The following is a 21,597-nucleotide window of genomic DNA, read 5'->3' on the forward strand; positions in this document are numbered from 1 at the left end:
CAGCGACTTAACGCAATAATTGTATTTTTTAATTTTGTTTTTGATTTTTTTGATTTAACATTGCAATGGAAACCGAACTGATCTGGTTTTGGTTCTAAGCCTCAAAACATCAGTTTACCCTCTTTCCAATCACAACAACAACATCTGTATTATCCGATCTGGGTTTTTACAAGTTCCCTTAGACAGGATTTTTAATGATTAGACAAACTGTATTCCCCTATCAAATCAATTTATGTACGACATTTTGCAATTGAACGACATGTTATTGCCTGAGTTGCTCGATATTGCCGAGCAACTGAACATTACCGGCGCCAAGAAGCTGGACAAACAAGGACTGATCTATAAAATACTGGACAGCCAGGCAGTACAGGCGAGTGAAACAAAGGATGATGCAAAGAAAAAGCCTGCGCGTGCACGCAAGCCGATCACCGTTAAAACCGGCATCAGCACAGAAGAAGCAGAAGTAATGCAGGAAGCGCCCGCACAACCGGCTGCACAGGCTGAAAGAGAAAAAACGGCTGCGAAAAAAGCACCCGTTCGCAAAAACAAAAACGACAATAACAATAAACCCGCTGCAGAAAAGCAGGCCAAGCAACAGCCGATCGACGTGCTGTCACAGCAAATGCTCGCGGCAACGGAAACACCTGATAATATTATCTCCCAGGAGGCTGAACAGGAAGCACAACCCGCAGAAACGGCACCACAGCAACACCAGTATCCGCAGCGTCAGCAAAAGAAAGAGCCCGTTTTCAACATCGAGTTCGAAGGCGTTATTCTCGGCGAAGGCGTACTGGAAATGATGCCCGATGGCTATGGTTTCTTAAGATCCTCTGATTACAATTATCTTTCTTCTCCGGATGATGTTTATGTTTCTCCTTCGCAGATCAAACTTTTCGGTTTAAAGACCGGCGATACCGTACAGGGCGCTGTTCGTCCGCCGAAAGAAGGCGAGAAATATTTCGCGCTGCTGAAAGTAGACGCGATCAACGGTAAAAAACCGGATGAAGTGCGCGACAGGGTTCCTTTCGATTACCTGACGCCGCTCTTCCCTTATGAAAAGCTGAACCTTTTCACAACTCCTAACAACTACAGTACACGTATCATAGATCTGTTTACGCCGATCGGTAAAGGCCAGCGTGGTCTGATCGTGGCACAACCCAAAGTAGGTAAAACCTTATTACTGAAAGAAGTGGCCAACGCCATTGCAGCCAATCACCCCGAATGTTACCTGATGGTGGTTCTGATCGATGAACGCCCGGAAGAGGTTACAGATATGGAACGCAGCGTTCGCGCAGAAGTGATCGCTTCTACTTTCGATGAACCGGCTGAAAAACACGTGAAAGTTTCTACCATCGCATTGCAGAAAGCAAAACGCCTGGTTGAGTGCGGACACGATGTTGTGATTCTTCTCGATTCCATCACGCGTCTCGCCCGTGCACATAATACCGTTGCGCCTGCTAGTGGTAAAGTATTGAGCGGTGGTGTGGAAGCAAATGCGATGCAGAAACCCAAACAATTCTTTGGTGCTGCACGTAAGATCGAACATGGCGGCTCTCTTACCATCCTTGCAACCGCACTGATCGAAACTGGTAGTAAAATGGATGAAGTGATCTTCGAAGAATTCAAAGGTACCGGTAACATGGAGTTACAGCTCGACCGCCGCCTGGCCAACAAACGTATCTTCCCGGCTATCGACCTGGTTTCTTCTTCAACAAGACGTGATGATCTCCTGCTCGATAAAGAAGTGCTGCAGCGTATGAACATCCTGCGTGTTTTCATCAACGATATGAACACCGAAGAAGCAATGAGCGAATTGCTGAAACGTATGCGCGGAACAAAAGACAATGAAGAATTCCTGGCATCGATGAACAGATAATTCTCCTACAATATCAAAAAACAAAGGCCGCAATCTTATCAATTGCGGCCTTTGTTTTTATGGTTTCAGAAGATTTGTATCGAATAGTTTCAGAATCCGTTTGTATTCATCCGTCCAGCTGCTCGGCTCAACAAAGCCATGATCTTCCACAGGGTAAGGCGCAAGCTCCCAGTTGTCTTTACCCAACTCGATCAGCTTCTGCGATAAACGAACCACGTCCTGGAAATGAACATTCACATCCACCATTCCATGACAGATCAGCAAATGGTTTTTTAATCCCGCCGCAAAATTGATCGGTGAAGAGCGTGCGTAGGCAATACTGTCGTTGAATGGTTCATTTAAAATATTCGCAGTATATCCATGGTTATAATGCGCCCAGTCCGTAACAGGTCTTAATGCAGCGCCGGCTTTGAATACATCGGGTTTGGTGAACAGTCCCATCAGTGTAATGAAGCCACCGTAGCTGCCACCGTATAAACCGATTTTTTTCGGATCGATACCATGTTTTTCCACGAGATATTTTGCAGCATCAACATGATCGTCCAGATCTTTTCCGCCCATAAAACGATAGATGCCGGTGCGCCAGTCGCGGCCATAACCACTGCTTGCACGATAATCGATATCGAGTACGGTATAACCTTTGTCTGCAAGCATATTGTTGAACATATACTCGCGGAAATACTGGCTCCACCAGTAGTGTACATTCTGCAGGTAACCTGCGCCGTGCACGAAGAACACAGCTGCGTTATTTTTTTTGCCGGCAGCTGGTTCATAAATTCTTGCATAGATCTGTGAGCCGTCGGCCGCAGGAATGGTGATCACTTTCGGCTCTTTCCATGCATATGCCTTGAACGCTTCGCTCATTGCCTTATCGGTGATCTGCACAGGTTTTTTTCCCGGCGCATTTTCCTGAACAAAAAGTTCCCATGGCTTGTTGATATAAGAGTAGCGGTATGCGATCCATTTTTCATCGGGCGACATGCTTACTTCATAACCGCCTTCCATGCTGGTGATCTTTTCTTTTTTGGTACCATCTGTTTTCATGCGGTACCAGTTCTGTTTACCCGGATGTTCTTCGTTGGTGAAGAGATAAAATAATTGTTTGTTCCTGCTCAGTTCAACGCCCTGCACTTCGTATTTTCCTTGCGTAAGTGCTTTTTTGGTTGAAGAACTTACATCGTATGTATAAAGATGTGAATAACCGGTAGCTTCACTCTGGAAATAGAAAACGGCATCGTTGATCCAGCCGATACGCCCGATACCGGGTCCGCCGATCCAGGCTTCATCACGCTGGCGGTCGATCAGTTTCAGTTTACCTGTTTCGGCATTCAGTTCCATGATCCAGCGGTCTTTGTTATCCTGCGAGCGGATATCCACAATTGCAACCGTTCCTGCTTCATTCCAGTACGGACCCTGGAAAGAAACACCTCTTACCGCAGGTTTACGGTTAGCAAATTTTGCAGGATAATCTTTTACATAATCGGGCTGATCTGTAATCCCGGGGATGGAATCCGTAAGTACCTGCTTCACCACGTCTTTCACTTTGTCATACACGTAGAACTCATATTTCCCAAGCGTTGCGCCCACTTTTGTTCTGCCGGGGATATCTGTTGTAAAACCACTTTCTGTTACATAATCAGGAACAATGGTATTTTTTGTAGCAGCGGGAGCCTGGTAAAGCCTGTAGGTTACAAAACGTCCGTCGGGACTGATCTGCAGGCTCTGGAGCGACTTATCACCTATGTTAATATTTTTTAATGTATCTCCTTCGCTGTATTTATGCTGGCGCAGGAAATCTGTACGCTGGTCGCGTTTTTCTTTTCTTTCTTTTACAATCTGGAGCAGGGCCAGTTGTTGTTGCTGCAGCCATTGTTCCTGTGTAGCGATATTGCCGCCGGAGTTACCGCCGCGATTGTTTTCCTGCAAACGTGTAGCACCCGCACCGCCGCCAAAGCCGGCTCCACCGCCTCTTCCGCCGAATGCAGGGCCAGCAGCTGCAGGAGCTGCATCACCGCCGCCGCGGATATTGGTGAGCTGAACCGTAATGCCGGTTTTTGTATTCCATGCGTAAAGATTCTGGTTGCGGTTATAGGCAATCCATTCGTCTTTCTGAATGAATCTCGGGCCCGATTCCTGGTCTTCCGTTTGTGTGATCCTGGTTGTCTTTCCGGTTTTAACATCAACAAGAAAAAGATCGCCGCGGAAAGTATACACCATTAAAGTATTAGCGCTGTTGTAAATGCCGTTAGCAACAGCATTTATTTTCTGCATTTCGAGATAGTCGGCTTTTGCAGGTGCGCCGGGCGCTGCAATATTATAGCTATACAGGGAGTCGGAAGTTTTGCCTTCCGGATTCCAGTTGAAATAAATATTTCTGCTGTCTGCAGACCATGAAACATTGGAAGGAGAAGTGCCGATCCATTTGGGATCCTGCATTATTTTCTCCACGGTGAGGGGAGATTGTGCATGTGTAACAATGCCGGCCAATAGCCAGCAACCTAGTAGTCTGAGTTTCATCGTTGCAGTTTGTTTTATCCGATAAATCTATAAAACAAGTTTTAAACGAAAAAAAACGAGCAATGTAGTTTGATGAATGGATAGAGAACCGGGCTGTAATTATTTGTAGTAATGATTGCTTTCTATTTCCGCGCGCACATTATCAGGCACGAGATAACGGATCGTTTTCCCGCTTTTGATCGTGTTGCGGATTATAGTAGAGGAGATATCGAGCAACGGTGCATTGAGTTGCACCAGGTTAACGCCTTCCGTTTCTTCAACGGGAAAACCTGGACGCATATAAACAATAATCCTGTATTGGTTCATGAGGAGAGAAGCGTTCTTCCAGCGCGGCAGGTTCTGGTAACTGTCACTTCCCATAATCACAGAAAATGTGTGTTTAGGATATTTTTCCTGCAGATGTATCAGTGTATCGATTGTATAGGAAGGCCTGGGTAATTTGAATTCTATCTCCGAAACTTTCAGTTGCGGATCATTTTCAATGGCCAGTCTTACGAGATGCAGCCGGTCATATTCATTCAATAGAACAGCAGAAGGCTTCAACGGGTTCTGTGGCGATACAACCAGCCAGACCTGGTCAAGGTCTGTATGGTTCGCAATATGACTTGCGATGATCAGATGCCCAGTATGAACAGGGTTAAATGAACCAAAATAGAGCCCGATCTTCATGCAACAGCGTATTTCTATTTAAATCTGGTTGGTTTCAACATCGATAAAAATGCTGCTGGCTTCGCTCAGCCTGAGGCTGAGATGATACCCGGCAACAGTTATAGAGATCGGATCTCCGAGAGGGGCAACCTGGTCTACACGCACCAGCTCACCCGGCACACAGCCCATTTCCATCAGTTTGATGAAGATCTCATCTTTTTCGAAAGAATTGATAACGCCACGCTGACCTGCTTCTAATTCTGATAGTCTTTTCATACCTGTTTGATATAAAGCAAAGGTACAGATACGCATTTGCTTTGGGTTACGATTTATGGAGTAAGCGCATAAAGGGTATTTATAAGTGCGAATAAGACAAGAAGCCGATCTGGCTGATAATCAGCCAATTATCCCTGGTTCGTTTTTATGGCGGTCTAAACACAATAAAAAGTCGTTTTTTTCGTTATCAGCACAACATAAACCATTCAAGATGATTTCTTTCCACGCTGCAGACAGGCAACTGACCTTGAAAAACAGGACTTTACTCAAAGAAGTAGTCACCAGGATCTTTAAGCACGAAAAACAAAGGCTGCAGCAGCTATCGTATATTTTCTGTTCCGATGAATACCTGCTCCAGATCAACCGGGATTTTTTGCAGCATGATTACTATACAGACATCATCACGTTTGGTTTATCGGGTAAGGGTGCGCCGATAGAAGGGGAGGTTTACATCAGCACAGACCGTGTTAAAGACAATGCTATTAATGAAGGAACTACCTATACTGCTGAAATGCTTCGCGTGATTTTCCATGGAGCGCTTCATCTTTGCGGCTATAAGGACAAGACCAAGGCTGAGCAGCAGCTGATGCGAAGCAAAGAAGAAGAATACATTAAGGCATTTCAAGATCTTAACAGGAAGAGTTAGGCATTTTGCAGCCGATCATTAATACCATCCGGGGCAGCCAATCACTGCTCCGATCCTAATTAATACAAATACAAGGCAGTCTTTCTGTAAAAAGATTCCACTTAATATTCCCTTATTACTCCCCCAAAAGTTGCATTTAGGCCTAAGTTCATTACCACATCTTGCTTTCATGTTCCACGTGAAACATAAAGAAAGCTTGAATTGCCTTTAATCCTATTCGAAAGAGGTAAAATTTCTGTTGTGTGTTTTCCCAGTCACACTAACTGCCCTCATATAAACCCACCGTTCCACGTGGAACCAGGGAGGTTTAACCCGCTCCTTAAATCGGCGTTTGACTCCTTAGTCCTTCCGATTTATAATGTGAAGGTGCCAACAGAAACAAGAAGCGTTCCGCGTGGAACCTCATTACCATTTGATGTTTCAAAAACACTAAGATCCACCTCATGATTAAACAGCCGGAACAGAAGCCGTACTCTTCGAATGTGGAACAGTATCGTGAAAACGACAAGTTATTCAGCTATAGGACATATTATTAAACATACGTAGACGCTTAAGTGTTGCTGGCGTCAATTCAGATGCGTGTCGGATAGCTTGTCTATGTGTCAATTGAACCCAATACCTGGAAGTGCTGAACAATGTTCTATACATCTACCATTTGTTATACCATGTTCCACGTGGAACTATATCTAAAATCATACTGATGCACACAAAACAAAGTGGATCAAAAGATTATGTGCGTTCCACGTGGAACAAATAGATAGCAACAGAATGGCGTCGGGAACGAAAAAGAGCCCATTAAATTGCCAGCACCTCCATGAACGGTAATCTGGTGCTAAAACCATTGTGCACAGTCCCTCAGTCATTGCTTACTATTATCTTTGCAGCATGTTTCCAGAATATGATGTAATTGTTGTTGGCGCCGGACATGCCGGTTGTGAAGCCGCTGCTGCTGCTGCCAATCTTGGCAGCAAGGTCTTGCTTGTTACCATGAACATGCAAACCATTGCCCAGATGAGTTGCAATCCGGCGATGGGCGGTATTGCAAAAGGTCAGATCGTTCGTGAAATCGATGCTCTGGGTGGTTATAGCGGGATCGTTTCTGACCTGAGCACTATCCAGTTCCGGATGCTGAACAGAAGTAAAGGTCCTGCCATGTGGAGTCCGAGGGCTCAGAACGACCGTATGTTGTTTGCGGCCAAGTGGAGAGAAATGCTGGAACAGACGCCTAATGTGGACTTTTACCAGGACATGGTCAAATCCCTCATCATCAAAAACAACCAGGCCTGTGGTGTAGTAACAGGTTTGGGTCATGAAATAAAATCAAAATCTGTAGTTGTAACCAGTGGTACTTTCCTGAATGGCATCATTCATATTGGTGAGAAACAATTCGGTGGCGGACGTGTTGCGGAGAAAGCGGCTACCGGTATTACCGAGCAACTGGTTGAACTTGGGTTTGAAAGCGATCGCCTTAAAACTGGAACGCCTCCCAGGGTGGATGGCCGTAGCCTGGACTATAGTAAAATGGAGGAACAAAAGGGCGATGATGAAATTGTCGGTTTCTCTTACACTGATACTCCCCGCATTAAAGCCGCTGAACAACGCAGCTGTTTTGTTACCTATACCAGCCAGGAAGTACATGATATATTAAAGACGGGTTTCGACAGAAGTCCGATGTTCCAGGGGAGGATAGAAGGACGCGGGCCAAGATACTGCCCGAGCATAGAAGACAAGATCAACCGCTTTGCCGACCGGGAACGTCACCAGCTCTTTGTAGAACCGGAAGGCTGGAATACGGTGGAGATTTATGTAAACGGATTTTCTACATCATTACCCGAAGACGTTCAGTACGAGGCTTTGAGAAAAGTGCCGGGTTTTGAACAGGTGCGGATTTTCCGTCCGGGTTATGCTATCGAATATGATTTCTTTCCACCAACACAATTGAAATATTCACTCGAGACCAAACTGATTGCCAACCTTTTCTTTGCCGGCCAGATCAATGGAACCACCGGTTATGAAGAAGCTGCCTGCCAGGGTTTGATGGCCGGGATCAATGCACATCAGAAAAGCCGTTCGCTCGAGCCGTTTGTGCTGCAAAGGAGCGAAGCCTATATCGGCGTACTCATAGACGACCTGATCAATAAAGGAACGGATGAGCCTTACAGGATGTTCACGAGCCGTGCAGAATTCAGAACACTGCTCAGACAGGATAATGCAGATCTCCGGCTTACAGAATTAAGTTACAGGCTCGGTCTTGCTTCCCAGGAGAGAATGGATAAAGTGATAGAAAAAAGAAATGCGGTAGAAAGCATTAAAAAAGAACTGGCTCAATTCAGTGTTGAATGTGCAGAGGCAAATCCATACCTCGAATCGATCGGATCGGCAACGATGCTGGAAAAACAAAAAGCAGGAAAAATCATTCTGCGTCCGAACGTAGATCTTCCTTCCCTGATGCAGGCTGTACCACGCCTCGCCGAAACCCTCAGCCATTTTTCAGCAGAGTCGATCGAGCAGGCGGAGATCCAGGTAAAATATGAACGTTATATCGAGAAGGAACAGGAAGTTGCGGAAAGAATGAGCCAGCTGGAAAATCTCGTTATTCCTGACAGTTTCGATTACGATAAGGTATCAGCCCTTTCCAACGAGGCGCTGCAGAAGTTCAAACGCATCAAACCACATACGCTCGGACAAGCCAGCCGTATCAGCGGTGTTAACCCGAGCGATGTGCAGATACTCATGGTTTACATGGGCAGGTGATTTATTAATAAGTTTTATAATATGTTATGGCGGGGTCTTTCCCGCCTTTTTTATTTCGCGCGGGATTGTGTTCCTTCGCCCGCAAAGATTTCCCTTTCGTCCTCTGGTAAAAATATCCAGACGTAATTTCTTCCGGCTTCCGGTTATTTGGTAGCTTTAAGACGTTCCAAAACAAAACCTTAATATGAGAAAAATCAAGCTCTTGCTTTCGGGGCTTCTGTTTGCATCCTTGCTACAGGCCCAGGAAACATACCCGGTTAACGGGGTGGCAGATAAAAGGGATGGCTGTTATGCCTTCACCAATGCCACAATCGTTCAGAATGCACAGTCAACTCTCCAGAAAGCGACCCTGGTGATCCGTGACGGAAAAATTATCGCGGTAGGATCGTCGGTTACCGTTCCGAAAGATGCGGTTGTGATAGATTGTAAGAATAAATTTATCTATCCATCCTTTATCGACATTTACACTGATTACGGCGTAACTACTCCGCAACGTCAGTTTGGCGCCGGCGGTTTCAATTTCAACCAGCCTGCGCAGATCGCTACTGCAACAAAAGGTCCTTACGGCTGGAACCAGGCTATCAAACCGGAAACTGATGCATACAAAATGTTCTCGGTTGATGATGCAAAAGCAAAAGCGCTCCGCGACCTCGGATTTGGTACCGTACTTACACACGTGCAGGATGGTATTTCCCGCGGAACAGGTACAGTTGTTACCTTATCAAAAGAAAAAGAAAACCTGGTGATCCTGAAAGAAAAAGCTTCGGCGCATTTTTCACTCAGCAAAGGAACATCTACCCAATCTTACCCCAGTAGTCTCATGGGCACTATCGCATTGCTCCGTCAGACATTCCTCGATGCACAATGGTACAAGAACAAACCTGCAAAAGAAGGTATCAACCTTTCTTTACAGGCTTTCAACGACAACCTTTCTTTACCGCAGATCTTCGAAGCCAACGATAAGTGGAACGATCTGCGTGCAGACAGGGTCGGGGATGAGTTTGGTGTACAATATGTAATCAAGGGCGGTGGTAACGAATACCAGCGTATCAATGAAATTGCAGGAACGAAAGCAACATTCATTGTATCGCTGAACTTCCCGCAGGCAATGGATGTAGAAGATCCCAACGATGCACGTTTTGTATCGCTCGCTGATATGAAACACTGGGAACTTGCACCAACCAATCCTGCCGCTTTTGAAAAAGCAAATATTCCTTTCTGCTTAACTACTGCAGATCTCAGGGATCCCAAACAGTTCATGGCTAACCTGCGCAAGGCAATGGAATATGGTCTTACAGAAACAAGGGCCATGGAAGCGCTGACCAAAACACCCGCAACATTACTGGGTGTTTATGATAAAGTAGGCAGTATCGAAACCGGTAAGATCGCCAACTTCGTGATCACAACTGATCCTATCTTCTCAGAAAAAGCGGTTGTATTACAGAACTGGGTGCAGGGAAATAAATATGGTGTGAAAGAAGATGCCTGGAGCGAAGCAAAAGGTACTTACAATCTCGCTATCACTTCCGCTGCCGGCACAAACACTTATACACTCGATGTAAAAAGTAATAATGCTGCCAACGTAATCGGTAAAGATACCCTTACCGGAAAATTCAGCTTCGACGGTAAAATGGTAAAACTGAGTTTCTCTACAACACCTGCCAGAAGAGGTGCTCCGGCTGGTGCAGCTCCGGCGACCGGCGGTGCTGGCGGATTCGGCGGTGGCAGAGGCGGAAACCCTTCTCAGTTCAGACTGAGCGGTGTTGCCAACGGTGATGTATGGAATGGTTTCGGTGAAGATACTGCCGGAAACAAACTGACCTGGACCGCAACTTTTGTAAGCGCCCCTGCGTCTGACTCAGCGAGAAGAAGACCTTCTATGCCACAACGCCTGAGCAAGGTAACATTCCCATTCGATGGCTATGGCTGGGAAGAAGCGCCTAAACAGGAAGTATTGCTGATCAAAAATGCTACCGTTTGGACAAATGAAAAAGAAGGAAAGCTCGAGAATACAGATGTACTGCTGAAAGACGGAAAGATCGCTAAAATAGGCAAGAACCTGAGCGATGCTTCTGCCCGCGTAATCGATGCAACGGGCAAACACGTTACTGCCGGCATCATCGATGAGCACTCTCATATCGCTGCAGCATCCATTAATGAAGGTGCGCAATCTGTTACTTCAGAAGTAAGAATTGCGGATAACCTCAATCCTGAAGATGTGAACATCTATCGCCAGCTGAGCGGTGGTGTAACGTCTTCCCATATCCTGCACGGTTCTGCCAACACCATCGGCGGTCAGACACAACTGATCAAACTGCGCTGGGGTGCTAACGATGAAGAACTGAAATTCAAAGGTTCAGATCCCTTCATCAAATTCGCATTGGGTGAAAACGTGAAACGCACTACTTCTCAGAACAACAACCGTTTCCCTGATACGCGTATGGGTGTTGAAGAAGTGCTGAACGATGCCTTTGCAAGAGCGAAAGATTATGAGAAAGCAAGAAAAGCTGATCCTAACACCCGCAAAGATCTTGAACTCGAAGCGCTGGTTGAGATCATGAACCGCAAACGTTTCATCACCTGTCACTCTTATGTGCAAAGTGAGATCACAGCAGCTATGCGCGTTGGTGATAAATATGGCTTCAAATTCAACACATTCACTCACATCCTCGAAGGTTACAAAGTTGCCGACAAAATGAAAGTGCATGGCTCAAACGCTTCTACTTTCGCTGACTGGTGGGCTTATAAAACTGAGGTTCAGGATGCAATTGCATACAATGCTGCCATCATGTACAAAGTGGGGCTGAATGTATGTATCAATTCTGATGATGCTGAAATGGCCCGTCGTCTGAACCAGGAAGCCGGTAAAACAGTTAAGTATGGTGGCGTTCCTGAAGAAGATGCATTGAAAATGGTTACACTGAATCCTGCGAAAGCGCTTCATGTTGAAGATAAAGTAGGCAGTATCAAAACCGGTAAAGATGCAGATATCGTAATCTGGAGCGACAACCCGCTGAGCATTTATGCCAAATCTGAAAAAACCATTGTTGACGGTATCGTATACTTCGACAGGGAAAAAGACCTGGAACAAAGGAAAAAGATCGCAGCAGAAAGACTGCGCCTGATCAATAAACTCCAGGGCGAAAAAAGAGGCGGTGCGCCAACAAGGCCTGCTGAACCAAGCTACCAGATCATCCTTACCTGTAACGATCACAGCCATAGCCATGGCCTGATCACGCTTGATGCTGAAGAATTAGAAAACAAATAAACCATTTGCATGAAAAAAATATTTTGCAATATTGCCGCGCTCATGCTGTTAACCGGCTTCGCAAAAGCACAGGAAACAGTTTACCCGGCTAAAGAATATAAAGGACGTCTTTATATTACCAACGGAACCGTTCACGTAGGTAACGGACAGGTCCTTGAAAATACCACCATCGAGGTGAATGACGGAAAGATCGTTAAAGTTGGCGCAGGCATTGCCGTTCCGCAGGACGGAGCGAAAGTGGTTGATGCCAAAGGCAAACATGTTTATCCCGGACTCATTCTTCCATCAACAGATCTTGGTCTGAAGGAGATCGGAAGCGGTGTCCGCGGCAGTAACGATTTCCAGGAGCTCGGCGATTACAACTCCAACGTTCGTTCCATCGTTGCATACAACACAGATTCAAAGATCACAGGAACACTGCGCGCCAATGGTATACTGCTGGCCAGCATTACTCCTGAAGGCGGTATCGTAAGCGGTTCATCCAGCGTAGTACAACTCGATGCCTGGAACTGGGAAGATGCAGCTTATAAAATGGATGCCGGTATCCACGTAAACCTGCCAAGCTTTATTATCCGCGGCGGTCGCCGTGGCGGCGGCGGTTTCCCGGGCGGTCCGGGTGGTGGCGCACCTTCAGATCCTTCGCGCCAGGCGATCGACAGGGTTGAAGAGATCAAGTCGTTCTTCCGCCAGGCAAAAGCATACCTGCAGGAGCCAGTACACAAAGAAACCAACCTGAGACTGGAAGCAGTAAAAGGCCTGTTCGACAAAAAACAGAAACTCTTTGTTCATGGCGACCAGGTAAAACAAATGCTGATCGCGATCGATTTCGTAAAAGAATTCGGTTTTGATGTAGTGATCATCGGCGGAAGTGAAAGCTACCAGATCGCTGATCTTCTCAGGCAGAACAATATTGCCGTGATCCTGGGTTCTGAACATTCGCTTCCTTCCATGGAAGACGATGATGTTGACCAGCCATTCAAGACCCCTGCGGTTCTTCAGAAAGCAGGCGTACTGTTTGCACTGAACGATACCCACGAAGAGAGCAGGTACCGTAACCTGTCTTTCAACGCAGGCACTGCTGCAACCTATGGTCTGAGCAAAGAACAGGCATTACAGGCGATTACCCTCAATGCCGCCAGGATCCTCGGTGTTGATGATAAAACCGGTTCGCTGGAAACAGGTAAGGATGCCAACATTGTGATTGCAGACGGAGATATCCTCGACATGAAAAGCAGCAATGTGATCCGCGCCTTTATCCAGGGCAGGGATGTAAGCCTCGACAACAAACAAAAACAGCTGTACGAGCGGTACAAATACAAGTACGGCATCAAATAGCCTGATTTTATCTCTTAAAAACGTCACGGAACAGCCTGTTTCGTGACGTTTTTGTTTATACAGGGTTTCCGGTTCGCCTGCTGTACAATATTTTTACCGTTCATACCTCTCATATTCCGCCTGTCTTTCATATGTGTCTTTAACATTGCCTTAGCTGTAACATTTATAGTTTTACTACGTTAAACTTCGTAGTTGGTGCTCCCAACAAACTGTTTTAGCTGCTTTTATCTAACTGAACACTAGTAAACTATGAAATTCCCGCTGCTTGTAACCATTGCGTTACTTACATTCTCTGCCGTCTTTTCCCAGGAAAAAGTGGTTAAAAAACTACCAGCCGTAAGAACCACTAAGAAAATAGTGATCGACGGGGATCTGAAGGATGAAGCCTGGAAAGAGGCTCCGAAAGCAACCAGTTTCGTGGAATGGCGCCCGGCATACGGAAAGATCGAACTCGATAAGAACAGAACAGAAGTATATGTGCTTTACGATAATGATGCCATTTATGTAGGGGGATTTTGTCATGAAGCAAACGACAGTATTTCAACTGAACTGGTAGGACGTGATGTGATCAACGCGAATGATTTCATCGGTGTGCTTTTTGACACATATAGCGACAAGATCAACGGATTTGGATATTATGTTACGCCATTGGGCGAACAATATGATGCTAAATATTCTTCTACCGGTGAAGATGGCAGCTGGAACAGTGTTTACGAATCGGCAGCTAAAATTGTATCCGGCGGCTGGATTTTCGAAATGCGCATTCCCTATTCTGCTATCCGTTTCAGTAATAAAAAAGTGCAGGACTGGGGCATGAATATCACACGGAAGAGAAGCAAAAGCGGTATCCAGCTGATGTGGAATCCTACAGACCCGACATTCGGAGGAAATTTCTTCGCATTATTCGGAGCCTGGACAGGCATTGAAAATATTAAACCGCCCGTGCGGCTTTCCTTCTCTCCATATCTTTCTACTTATGCCACCCATTATCCATTCAATGAGCCCGGAAAAAAGAATACAAGTACTTCCATAAACGGTGGGATGGATGTGAAATACGGAATCAACCAGGCATTCACACTCGATATGACGCTGATACCGGACTTTGGCCAGGTACAGAGTGATAACCAGGTGCTGAACCTTTCGCCATTTGAAGTAAAATATAATGAGAACCGTACCTTCTTTACTGAAGGAACTGAACTCTTTGGTAAAGGAAATCTTTTTTACAGCAGACGTATCGGTGGAGAGCCGATCCATCTCTATGATGTGGAAAACCAGCTACAGGCGGGCGAAGTCATCAGTAAAAATCCGGGAGAAACAAGACTGATCAATGCAACAAAGATCAGTGGCAGAACCAGTGGCGGACTGGGTATTGGTTTCTTCAATGCTGTTACCAAGCCGCAATATGCGATCATAGAAAAAGATGGTAAAGAAATACGTCGTGTGGAAACAGATCCTTTGACCAATTATAATATACTGGTCTTTGATCAGTCGTTGAAGAACAATTCAAGTATATCCCTCATCAATACCAATGTAACCCGCGCCGGTAATGACTATGATGCAAACGTGACCGCCGTGCTATGGGATATCTATGACAAGAAAAACACCTGGAATGTATATGGTAAATCGGCAGTAAGTCAGCTGATCGGATATGAAGCTCCGGGTAAAACGCTTACAGGTTACAGTCATAATATTGCATTTGGTAAAACCGGTGGCCGCTTCAATTTCCTGGTGTACCAGGATCTTGCCGATAATAAGTACAACAATAATGACATGGGTTATTTTACCAACAATAACTTTTTCGATAACTATTTCTGGATAGGATATAAATGGTTGAAGCCAACTAAATGGTATAACCGTATCAACCTGAATTTTAACGGCGGTTCATCGCTTCGTTACAAACCCATGGATTATCAGAATCTCTGGACCAATATGAATGTGAACGGGCAATTAAAGAATCTCTGGTATGCCGGTTCCTATATCAATATGAATGCGGAACAGAATGATTTTTATGAACCAAGGGTAGCCGGTCGGGTATTCAAAAAACCGGGAAGTTATGGGCATGGCGTTTGGGTAGAAACAAACAGTGCAAAAAAATATTCAGCGTATGTAGAACTCTTCGGAAAGTGGGCTAATAAATATGCATCATCCAGTTATGAGATCTATTTCAATAACCAGTACCGGTTTAATAATAAGCTGACAGTGAGCACCAACAGCAGTTTTGCAATACTGAACAATAATGCAGGCTTTGCAGCGCTTTCTGCAGACAGTATTATTTTTTCCTTACGCAAACGCTATACGATCGAGAATATCTTCGTTATCAAATATAACTTCACCAATAAGATGGGGATCAATTTCAGAGCCCGTCATTACTGGAGTAAAGTAAATAACCAGCAATTCTTTGCGCTGCAGCAGGATGGAGAATTAGCCCCGGCATCAGGCATTAACAGGGATGTAAATTATAATGTGAACTATTTCAATATAGATATGGTGTACACCTGGCAGTTTGCGCTCGGAAGTTTCATTAATATTGTCTGGAAGAATTCCATCAACACGTTCGACAGGGATATTTCGCAGGGATATTTTCCCAATGCAGGCAAAACACTGGAAGCGCCGCAGTTGAATAATCTTTCGCTGAGGGTGATTTATTTCCTTGACTACCTTAGTTTGAAGAAAAAGCATTGATTTTATTTATTTGCCCTTTATTGGCGAATAAATGGATATTATGTATTGTCAATAATTCGTAATTTCAATTGTGTATTATTTAGATAATCATATTTCAGATATCGCAACGCTATGTTCTCAACATAATGTCAGGCATCTTTTTGCCTTTGGTTCTGTTCTGACTGATGACTTTAAACAGACCAGCGATGTAGATCTTATGGTGGATTTCCTTCCTGTCGGCGTAACTGAATATGCGGATAATTATTATAGTCTGAAATTTGCTCTGGAAAAGATTCTGAACAGAACTGTGGATTTACTCGAAGAACAGGCACTCAAAAATCCTTATCTTCTCAAATCTATTAATAACAAAAAACGCCTTATTTATGGAAATTGAAATACAGTCATGGCTGTATGATATTTCTAAGGCTATTGCCGAAATAGAATCCTTTTTTACTGAAGGTTCCAAACATTTTCTGCTTACCAGAGTGACCTGAAGACTCGAAGGGCCGTTGAAAGAAACATTGAAATCATTGGCGAAGCGCTCAATCGGATTCTTACAAAGCAACCAGAAATAGCAATTTCGAATGCGAGACGCATTGTTGATACCAGGAACCGGATCATTCATGGTTATGATAGTGTTTCTGACAATATTATTTGGAGTATTATTATCACCTACCTCCCTGTTTTGCAATCGGAAGTAGCAATCCTGCTAAAAGGATAAAATCTGTTGATTCATTCTTCTAACATTTGATCAGCGCCGTCATTTTTATTAAATCTGCGGAAAGCTGATGTATTATTCAGAATCCTGCAACCCGGGTTTCTTTGTATATAGCATGTTTACTACCTTAGCTATATGACAAAAAAGCTGTTTTTACTGGATGCCATGGCGCTGATCTACCGTGCCTATTATGCACTGATCAGGAATCCAAGGCTCACATCGAAGGGAAGGAATACCAATGCGCAGTTTGGCTTCACCAATACATTATTCGATCTCATCAATAAAGAAAAACCTACACATCTCGCCGTTTGTTTCGATACCCATGCACCAACGGAAAGGCATACCGATTTCTCAGATTATAAGGCAAACCGCCAGGACGCGCCTGAAGACCTGCTCGAGTCTATTCCGGATATACAGCGGATCATACGCGGATTCAATATTCCGGTAGTAGAACTTGACGGCTATGAAGCAGACGATGTGATCGGAACCGTTGCCTGGCAGGCAGCCGATAAGGGTTATGATGTATATATGGTAACGCCGGATAAGGATTACGGCCAGCTGCTGATACACCCGCATGTATATATATACAAGCCGCCTTATATGGGCAACCCCGAAGAAATACTCACTGCAGAAAAGATCTGTTCCAAATGGGATATTAAACGCGTAGAGCAGGTGATTGATATGCTGGGACTGATGGGCGATTCTGTTGATAATATTCCCGGTATTGCCGGCATCGGAGAAAAGACTGCAGCAAAACTGCTGAAAGAATACGATACGCTTGAAAATATTCTCGAAAATGCAGATTCCATTAAAGGCGCACTGGGAGAGAAGATCCGCAACGGCAGGGAAGCGGCCATCATGAGTAAAAAGCTCGCAACCATTATAACCAATGTTCCTGTAGAATTTCATGAAGAAGATTATCGGCTGAAAGAATGGAATAAAGACGAGCTGGTTACCTGCTTTACTGAACTGGAATTCAAAACCCTTGGAAAAAGAATACTGGGCGATGAGTTCAATGCATTCCATGCGGCTCCGCAAAGTATACAGACCGATCTTTTCGGCAACACTGTTATCAGTAAAACAGAAACTCCGGTTAAGAAAGAAAAGAATATAGCCGAAGAGCCAACTGAAACCGCAGGCCTCTTTGCTGAAAAAAATATAACTAATACACCACACCAGTACCATCTTGCTGATACAACAGAAAGCATTCAATCCCTTGTGTCATTACTGATGCAGCAAAAAGAGATCTGCTTCGATACGGAAACAACCGGAACGGATGCCAATAACGTTTCATTGGTTGGTTTAAGTTTTTCCATTGCTCCGGCAGAAGGATATTACATTCCCTGCCCGCCTGATGATGCGGCAACCAAAAATATCCTCGCACAGTTTGCACCGCTCTTCGCCAAAGAAGATATTACCTGGGTAGGCCAGAACCTTAAATATGATCTGCTTGTTTTAAAATGGTATGGTATTGAAATCAAAGGTGAACTTTTCGATACTATGCTGGCGCATTATCTGATTGAACCGGAAGGCAGGCGCAGTATGGATCTGCTGAGTGCACAGTATCTTGGTTACGAGCCCGTTCCTATTGAAGACCTTATTGGTAAAAAAGGAAAGAACCAGGGAAATATGCGTGATGTTCCAATCGAGAAGATCAAGGAATATGCTGCCGAAGATGCCGATATTACGTTACAGCTCAAACATGCATTTGTTCCGCTGCTCCAGGAAAAAGAACTTGATTCAGTTTTTGAAAAAGTAGAAAATCCTTTGGTTCGTGTGCTTACAGATATGGAGTTTGAAGGAGTAAAGATCGATGTTGACTTCCTTAGCCAATACAGTACTGAACTGGAGAAAGACGCAAAACGTTGCGAAGAAAACGTTTACGAACAGGCAGGCGTACGTTTCAATCTTGCTTCTCCGAAACAATTGGGTGAAGTGCTGTTCGAAAAACTGAAGCTTGATCCGAAAGCCAAGAAAACCAAGACAGGTCAGTATGCAACCGGTGAAGATGTACTACTCAAACTCGCTAATCAGCATAAAATTGTAGATGATATCCTGAACTTCAGGGAGCTTACCAAACTCAAATCAACATATGTAGATGCACTTCCCGAAATGATCAATCCCAAAACCGGCAGGGTACATACCAGTTATGCCCAGGCCGTTGCGGTTACAGGAAGGCTTAGCAGCAATAACCCGAATCTCCAGAATATACCTATCAGAACAGAACGCGGTCGTGAGATCCGTAAAGCATTTATTCCGAGAGAACCAGGACGTCTGTTACTCAGTGCCGACTATTCGCAGATCGAACTTCGCATTGTTGCTGCCATCAGCGGCGATCCGAATATGTGTGAAGCTTTCCGCCTTGGAAAAGACATACATACGGCCACAGCAGCTAAAGTATATGGCATTGCAGAATCTGAAGTAACAAAGGAACAACGTTATAAAGCCAAGAGTGTGAACTTTGGTATCATTTATGGCCAGGGTGCTTTTGGTCTCGCAGATAACCTGGGTATCAGTCGCGCAGAAGCAAAAGAAATTATCGAGAACTATAAAAAAGAGTTCCCGAATATCCAGCGCTATATGGATGACAAGATCAATTTTGCAAAGGAACATGGCTATGTACAGACACTTGCAGGAAGAAAACGCTGGTTGAAAGATATCAACAGCAGTAACTTCACAGTTCGTGGTTATGCGGAACGAAATGCCATCAATTCACCGATACAGGGAACTGCTGCAGATATGATCAAACTGGCCATGATCAGTGTACATCAGGAAATGAAAAAGAAATCCTGGCAGTCTAAAATGATCTTGCAGGTACATGATGAATTGGTCTTTGATGCTGTTCCTGAAGAAGCAGAAGATCTCAAAAAACTGATTATACATTGCATGACCACGGCGATGCCGCTGCCTAATGAAGTACCGGTAGAAGCGGAAGTTGGTCAGGGACAAAACTGGCTCGAAGCCCACTAAACTATGAATCCGAACGAACAGACCATACATAAATTTTATACTGCATTCCAGCAGCTCGATTATGCAACCATGCAATCCTGCTACCATGAGGGTGCATTGTTCAGCGACCAGGTTTTCGGACTGCTCGATGAATTCGAAACCAAAGCTATGTGGGAAATGCTCTGCAAAAGAGCAAAGGATTTTTCGCTTACTTACGGAAATATCCGTTTACTGGATGAAGAGTATACAACCTGCGAATGGACCGCTACTTATTTATTCAGCAGCTCCGGAAGAAAAGTGACCAACCGGATCACAGCACATATGCGGTTCAAAGACGGGTTGATCATTGAACATACCGATGCGTTCGATATCTATCGCTGGAGCAGGCAGGCATTCGGAATACCGGGCTGGCTTTTCGGGTGGAGTTCGTTTATGCGTAAACGGATACAATTAAAAGCAAGAGTAGGTCTGCACAAATTCATGGAACAGTCCTGATGCTTATTATCGCGTAACACACCAGTTATACAACTGCAGAGAACCGGTGCCTTTCAGTGTAATTTTTCTCTTTGCATTTCCCAATGTAAGCTCTACCACATTATCCCCTTCTTCCAGCGGGATTCTTACATAGGAAACAGTAGCAGGTAAAGATTGCCAGTTACGGGTATCTGCTTTTTCAGTAGCAGTATTAAAGATATTAACGATCAGGCCGGTGGCGAGAGCAACAGCTTCGGCTTTATCGTCTTTCTTTTTTTCGTCTTTCTCTTTGGAATTGTTTTTAGCAACTTCTTTTGCTGAAGCTGATATGCCTTTTTCAACAAGTTTCTTAACAACCTGGCGAACCAGTGCATCGGAAAGGATTTTCAGCATATGCTGTTTCAGAATGGCGGGAGCAAGTGTATTTATATCTTCTGTTAATTCAGCATTATATGTTTTACCATTTACAACAGCACTTGCCTGATCCACTGTTCTTATCGCGTTGTATGCAGGAATAGCCACCCTGATGGCTCTGAATTCGTTCAGGGAAACGTCTGAAGAATAACCGGAACTGGAGAAATCAAAAGGAATCACGATCGATCCTTCTTCCGCAGCATAAACGAATGTGTTAGATCCGTCGCCGTTATTGGTCAGTATAAAATTCTGTTCTGTTTTTGCAGGCGCCATTCCCTTTTCAAAAAAAATAACTGCTTCACCGCCTTTTGACAGGGTGTTATCTTTCTCTGTTTTTCCGAAGATTGCGCTGTATTTATCAACCTGGTCAGTGAAACCCATTTTTTCGGCAGTACGCAGCAGGTCCCTTTTGAGTTGATCCGGAAGAAAAACACCATAGTATTGCTGGTCTTTAATCTTCACATAAAGATCCGCTGCATTCCTGTATGAAATGAATGCATTGTTGATATCGCCGGCAGTTTCATAGATCATTCCCTGCACCATCAGCACAAATGCATCCTGTGTATACCTGTTGGATGTAACCCCGAATTTATCTTTTTGTGCATTGGTGGTAAGCGTGATGCGCCTGGCTTCAACGATCGCATCATCCTGCTTACCGGTGTACAGGTAATTCAATGCTTTATAATAGTGAAGGAAGAACTGTTCATGATCTTCACCCATATACGTTTCCATCATAGGGTTCAGCAGTTTTCCGGCGACAACGCTTCCTGCAGATTTTTTTTCATTCTCGATGAATTTATCTGCCAGATTCAGGTAATAGTTACTGCTGTCGTATTGTTTGGCCAGGTGTAACACTTTACCCTGTTCCATATAATACAGCAACCGGTTCCTGTTTTGTTGTAAAAAGGAATTATTAGCCAGCAATCGTTCTGCCTTATTATAATCGGATTGTCGCACCTGATTATAATAAGCATTCATTTTATTCTGGTACGTAGCGCAGGAAAACAAAACAGGCATCAATAGCCAAGCTACCCATGCCTGTTTCAATACTTTGTTCATGC

The 21,597-nt window shown here is 44.5% G+C and carries 13 protein-coding genes and 1 pseudogene; 10 read left to right on the plus strand and 4 right to left on the minus strand.

Annotated features, from left to right (window positions below; genetic code table 11):
• The first annotated feature begins 232 nt into the window (after positions 1-232).
• Positions 233-1,876, plus strand: a complete 1,644-nt coding sequence (gene rho, locus B5D42_RS07385) for a transcription termination factor Rho (RefSeq protein ID WP_078830815.1) — start codon at positions 233-235, stop codon at positions 1,874-1,876.
• 57 nt (positions 1,877-1,933) lie between these two features.
• Here rho and B5D42_RS07390 read toward each other — a convergent pair whose 3' ends face one another.
• From B5D42_RS07390 to B5D42_RS07400, 3 genes are all read right to left on the minus strand, one after another.
• The gene (locus tag B5D42_RS07390; RefSeq protein WP_078830816.1) at positions 1,934-4,393 is read right to left on the minus strand and encodes a S9 family peptidase; all 2,460 of its coding nucleotides are present in this window, start codon (positions 4,391-4,393) and stop codon (positions 1,934-1,936) included.
• A 99-nt stretch (positions 4,394-4,492) separates the two neighbouring features.
• Positions 4,493-5,062, minus strand: coding sequence for a nicotinate (nicotinamide) nucleotide adenylyltransferase (nadD, locus tag B5D42_RS07395; protein ID WP_078830817.1), 570 nt, complete (start codon positions 5,060-5,062; stop codon positions 4,493-4,495).
• A gap of 18 nt (positions 5,063-5,080) precedes the next feature.
• Positions 5,081-5,317, minus strand: a complete 237-nt coding sequence (locus B5D42_RS07400; protein WP_078830818.1) for a FeoA family protein — start codon at positions 5,315-5,317, stop codon at positions 5,081-5,083.
• A 211-nt stretch (positions 5,318-5,528) separates the two neighbouring features.
• Between B5D42_RS07400 and ybeY the strand changes: the two genes are divergently transcribed.
• The 9 genes and pseudogenes from ybeY (at position 5,529) to B5D42_RS07445 (ending at position 20,143) form a co-directional block, all read left to right on the plus strand.
• Complete coding sequence (gene ybeY, locus B5D42_RS07405; RefSeq protein ID WP_078830819.1) at positions 5,529-5,963, plus strand: rRNA maturation RNase YbeY; 435 nt, start codon at positions 5,529-5,531, stop codon at positions 5,961-5,963.
• Positions 5,964-6,848: 885 nt separating this feature from the next.
• Positions 6,849-8,717 carry a tRNA uridine-5-carboxymethylaminomethyl(34) synthesis enzyme MnmG gene (gene mnmG / locus B5D42_RS07410; RefSeq protein WP_078830820.1) on the plus strand — a complete coding sequence of 623 codons (1,869 nt, stop codon included), beginning with the start codon at positions 6,849-6,851 and terminating at the stop codon, positions 8,715-8,717.
• Positions 8,718-8,901: 184 nt separating this feature from the next.
• Positions 8,902-11,985 (plus strand): amidohydrolase family protein, encoded by a 3,084-nt coding sequence (locus B5D42_RS07415; RefSeq protein ID WP_078830821.1) that lies wholly within the window; start codon positions 8,902-8,904, stop codon positions 11,983-11,985.
• 9 nt (positions 11,986-11,994) lie between these two features.
• The gene (locus tag B5D42_RS07420; RefSeq protein WP_078830822.1) at positions 11,995-13,320 is read left to right on the plus strand and encodes an amidohydrolase family protein; all 1,326 of its coding nucleotides are present in this window, start codon (positions 11,995-11,997) and stop codon (positions 13,318-13,320) included.
• Positions 13,321-13,569: 249 nt separating this feature from the next.
• Complete coding sequence (locus tag B5D42_RS07425; protein ID WP_078830823.1) at positions 13,570-16,002, plus strand: DUF5916 domain-containing protein; 2,433 nt, start codon at positions 13,570-13,572, stop codon at positions 16,000-16,002.
• 70 nt (positions 16,003-16,072) lie between these two features.
• Positions 16,073-16,375: a nucleotidyltransferase family protein gene (locus B5D42_RS07430; protein ID WP_139367036.1), complete on the plus strand. Its 303-nt coding sequence runs from the start codon at positions 16,073-16,075 to the stop codon at positions 16,373-16,375.
• A gap of 84 nt (positions 16,376-16,459) precedes the next feature.
• Positions 16,460-16,702 (plus strand): annotated as a pseudogene (locus B5D42_RS18285) (HepT-like ribonuclease domain-containing protein); the annotation flags it as partial.
• A gap of 132 nt (positions 16,703-16,834) precedes the next feature.
• Positions 16,835-19,669, plus strand: coding sequence for a DNA polymerase I (polA, locus tag B5D42_RS07440; RefSeq protein ID WP_078830825.1), 2,835 nt, complete (start codon positions 16,835-16,837; stop codon positions 19,667-19,669).
• A 3-nt stretch (positions 19,670-19,672) separates the two neighbouring features.
• The gene (locus B5D42_RS07445; RefSeq protein ID WP_078830826.1) at positions 19,673-20,143 is read left to right on the plus strand and encodes a nuclear transport factor 2 family protein; all 471 of its coding nucleotides are present in this window, start codon (positions 19,673-19,675) and stop codon (positions 20,141-20,143) included.
• A 6-nt stretch (positions 20,144-20,149) separates the two neighbouring features.
• Here B5D42_RS07445 and B5D42_RS07450 read toward each other — a convergent pair whose 3' ends face one another.
• Complete coding sequence (locus tag B5D42_RS07450) at positions 20,150-21,595, minus strand: COG3014 family protein (protein ID WP_245825602.1); 1,446 nt, start codon at positions 21,593-21,595, stop codon at positions 20,150-20,152.
• Positions 21,596-21,597 lie beyond the last annotated feature (2 nt).

Origin of the sequence: Sediminibacterium ginsengisoli (assembly GCF_900167075.1) — a bacterium.
Lineage (GTDB): Bacteria > Bacteroidota > Bacteroidia > Chitinophagales > Chitinophagaceae > Sediminibacterium > Sediminibacterium ginsengisoli.

Bases quoted from the DNA above. Each gene is read 5' to 3' on its own strand.
- nadD (WP_078830817.1), bottom strand. From the start codon at position 5,062: ATGAAGATCGGGCTCTATTTTGGTTCATTTAACCCTGTTCATACTGGG.
- B5D42_RS07450 (WP_245825602.1), bottom strand. From the start codon at position 21,595: ATGAACAAAGTATTGAAACAGGCATGGGTAGCTTGGCTATTGATGCCT.
- B5D42_RS07445 (WP_078830826.1), top strand. From the start codon at position 19,673: ATGAATCCGAACGAACAGACCATACATAAATTTTATACTGCATTCCAG.
- B5D42_RS07415 (WP_078830821.1), top strand. From the start codon at position 8,902: ATGAGAAAAATCAAGCTCTTGCTTTCGGGGCTTCTGTTTGCATCCTTG.
- B5D42_RS07390 (WP_078830816.1), bottom strand. From the start codon at position 4,393: ATGAAACTCAGACTACTAGGTTGCTGGCTATTGGCCGGCATTGTTACA.
- B5D42_RS07400 (WP_078830818.1), bottom strand. From the start codon at position 5,317: ATGAAAAGACTATCAGAATTAGAAGCAGGTCAGCGTGGCGTTATCAAT.
- rho (WP_078830815.1), top strand. From the start codon at position 233: ATGTACGACATTTTGCAATTGAACGACATGTTATTGCCTGAGTTGCTC.
- B5D42_RS07425 (WP_078830823.1), top strand. From the start codon at position 13,570: ATGAAATTCCCGCTGCTTGTAACCATTGCGTTACTTACATTCTCTGCC.
- B5D42_RS07420 (WP_078830822.1), top strand. From the start codon at position 11,995: ATGAAAAAAATATTTTGCAATATTGCCGCGCTCATGCTGTTAACCGGC.
- ybeY (WP_078830819.1), top strand. From the start codon at position 5,529: ATGATTTCTTTCCACGCTGCAGACAGGCAACTGACCTTGAAAAACAGG.
- mnmG (WP_078830820.1), top strand. From the start codon at position 6,849: ATGTTTCCAGAATATGATGTAATTGTTGTTGGCGCCGGACATGCCGGT.
- polA (WP_078830825.1), top strand. From the start codon at position 16,835: ATGACAAAAAAGCTGTTTTTACTGGATGCCATGGCGCTGATCTACCGT.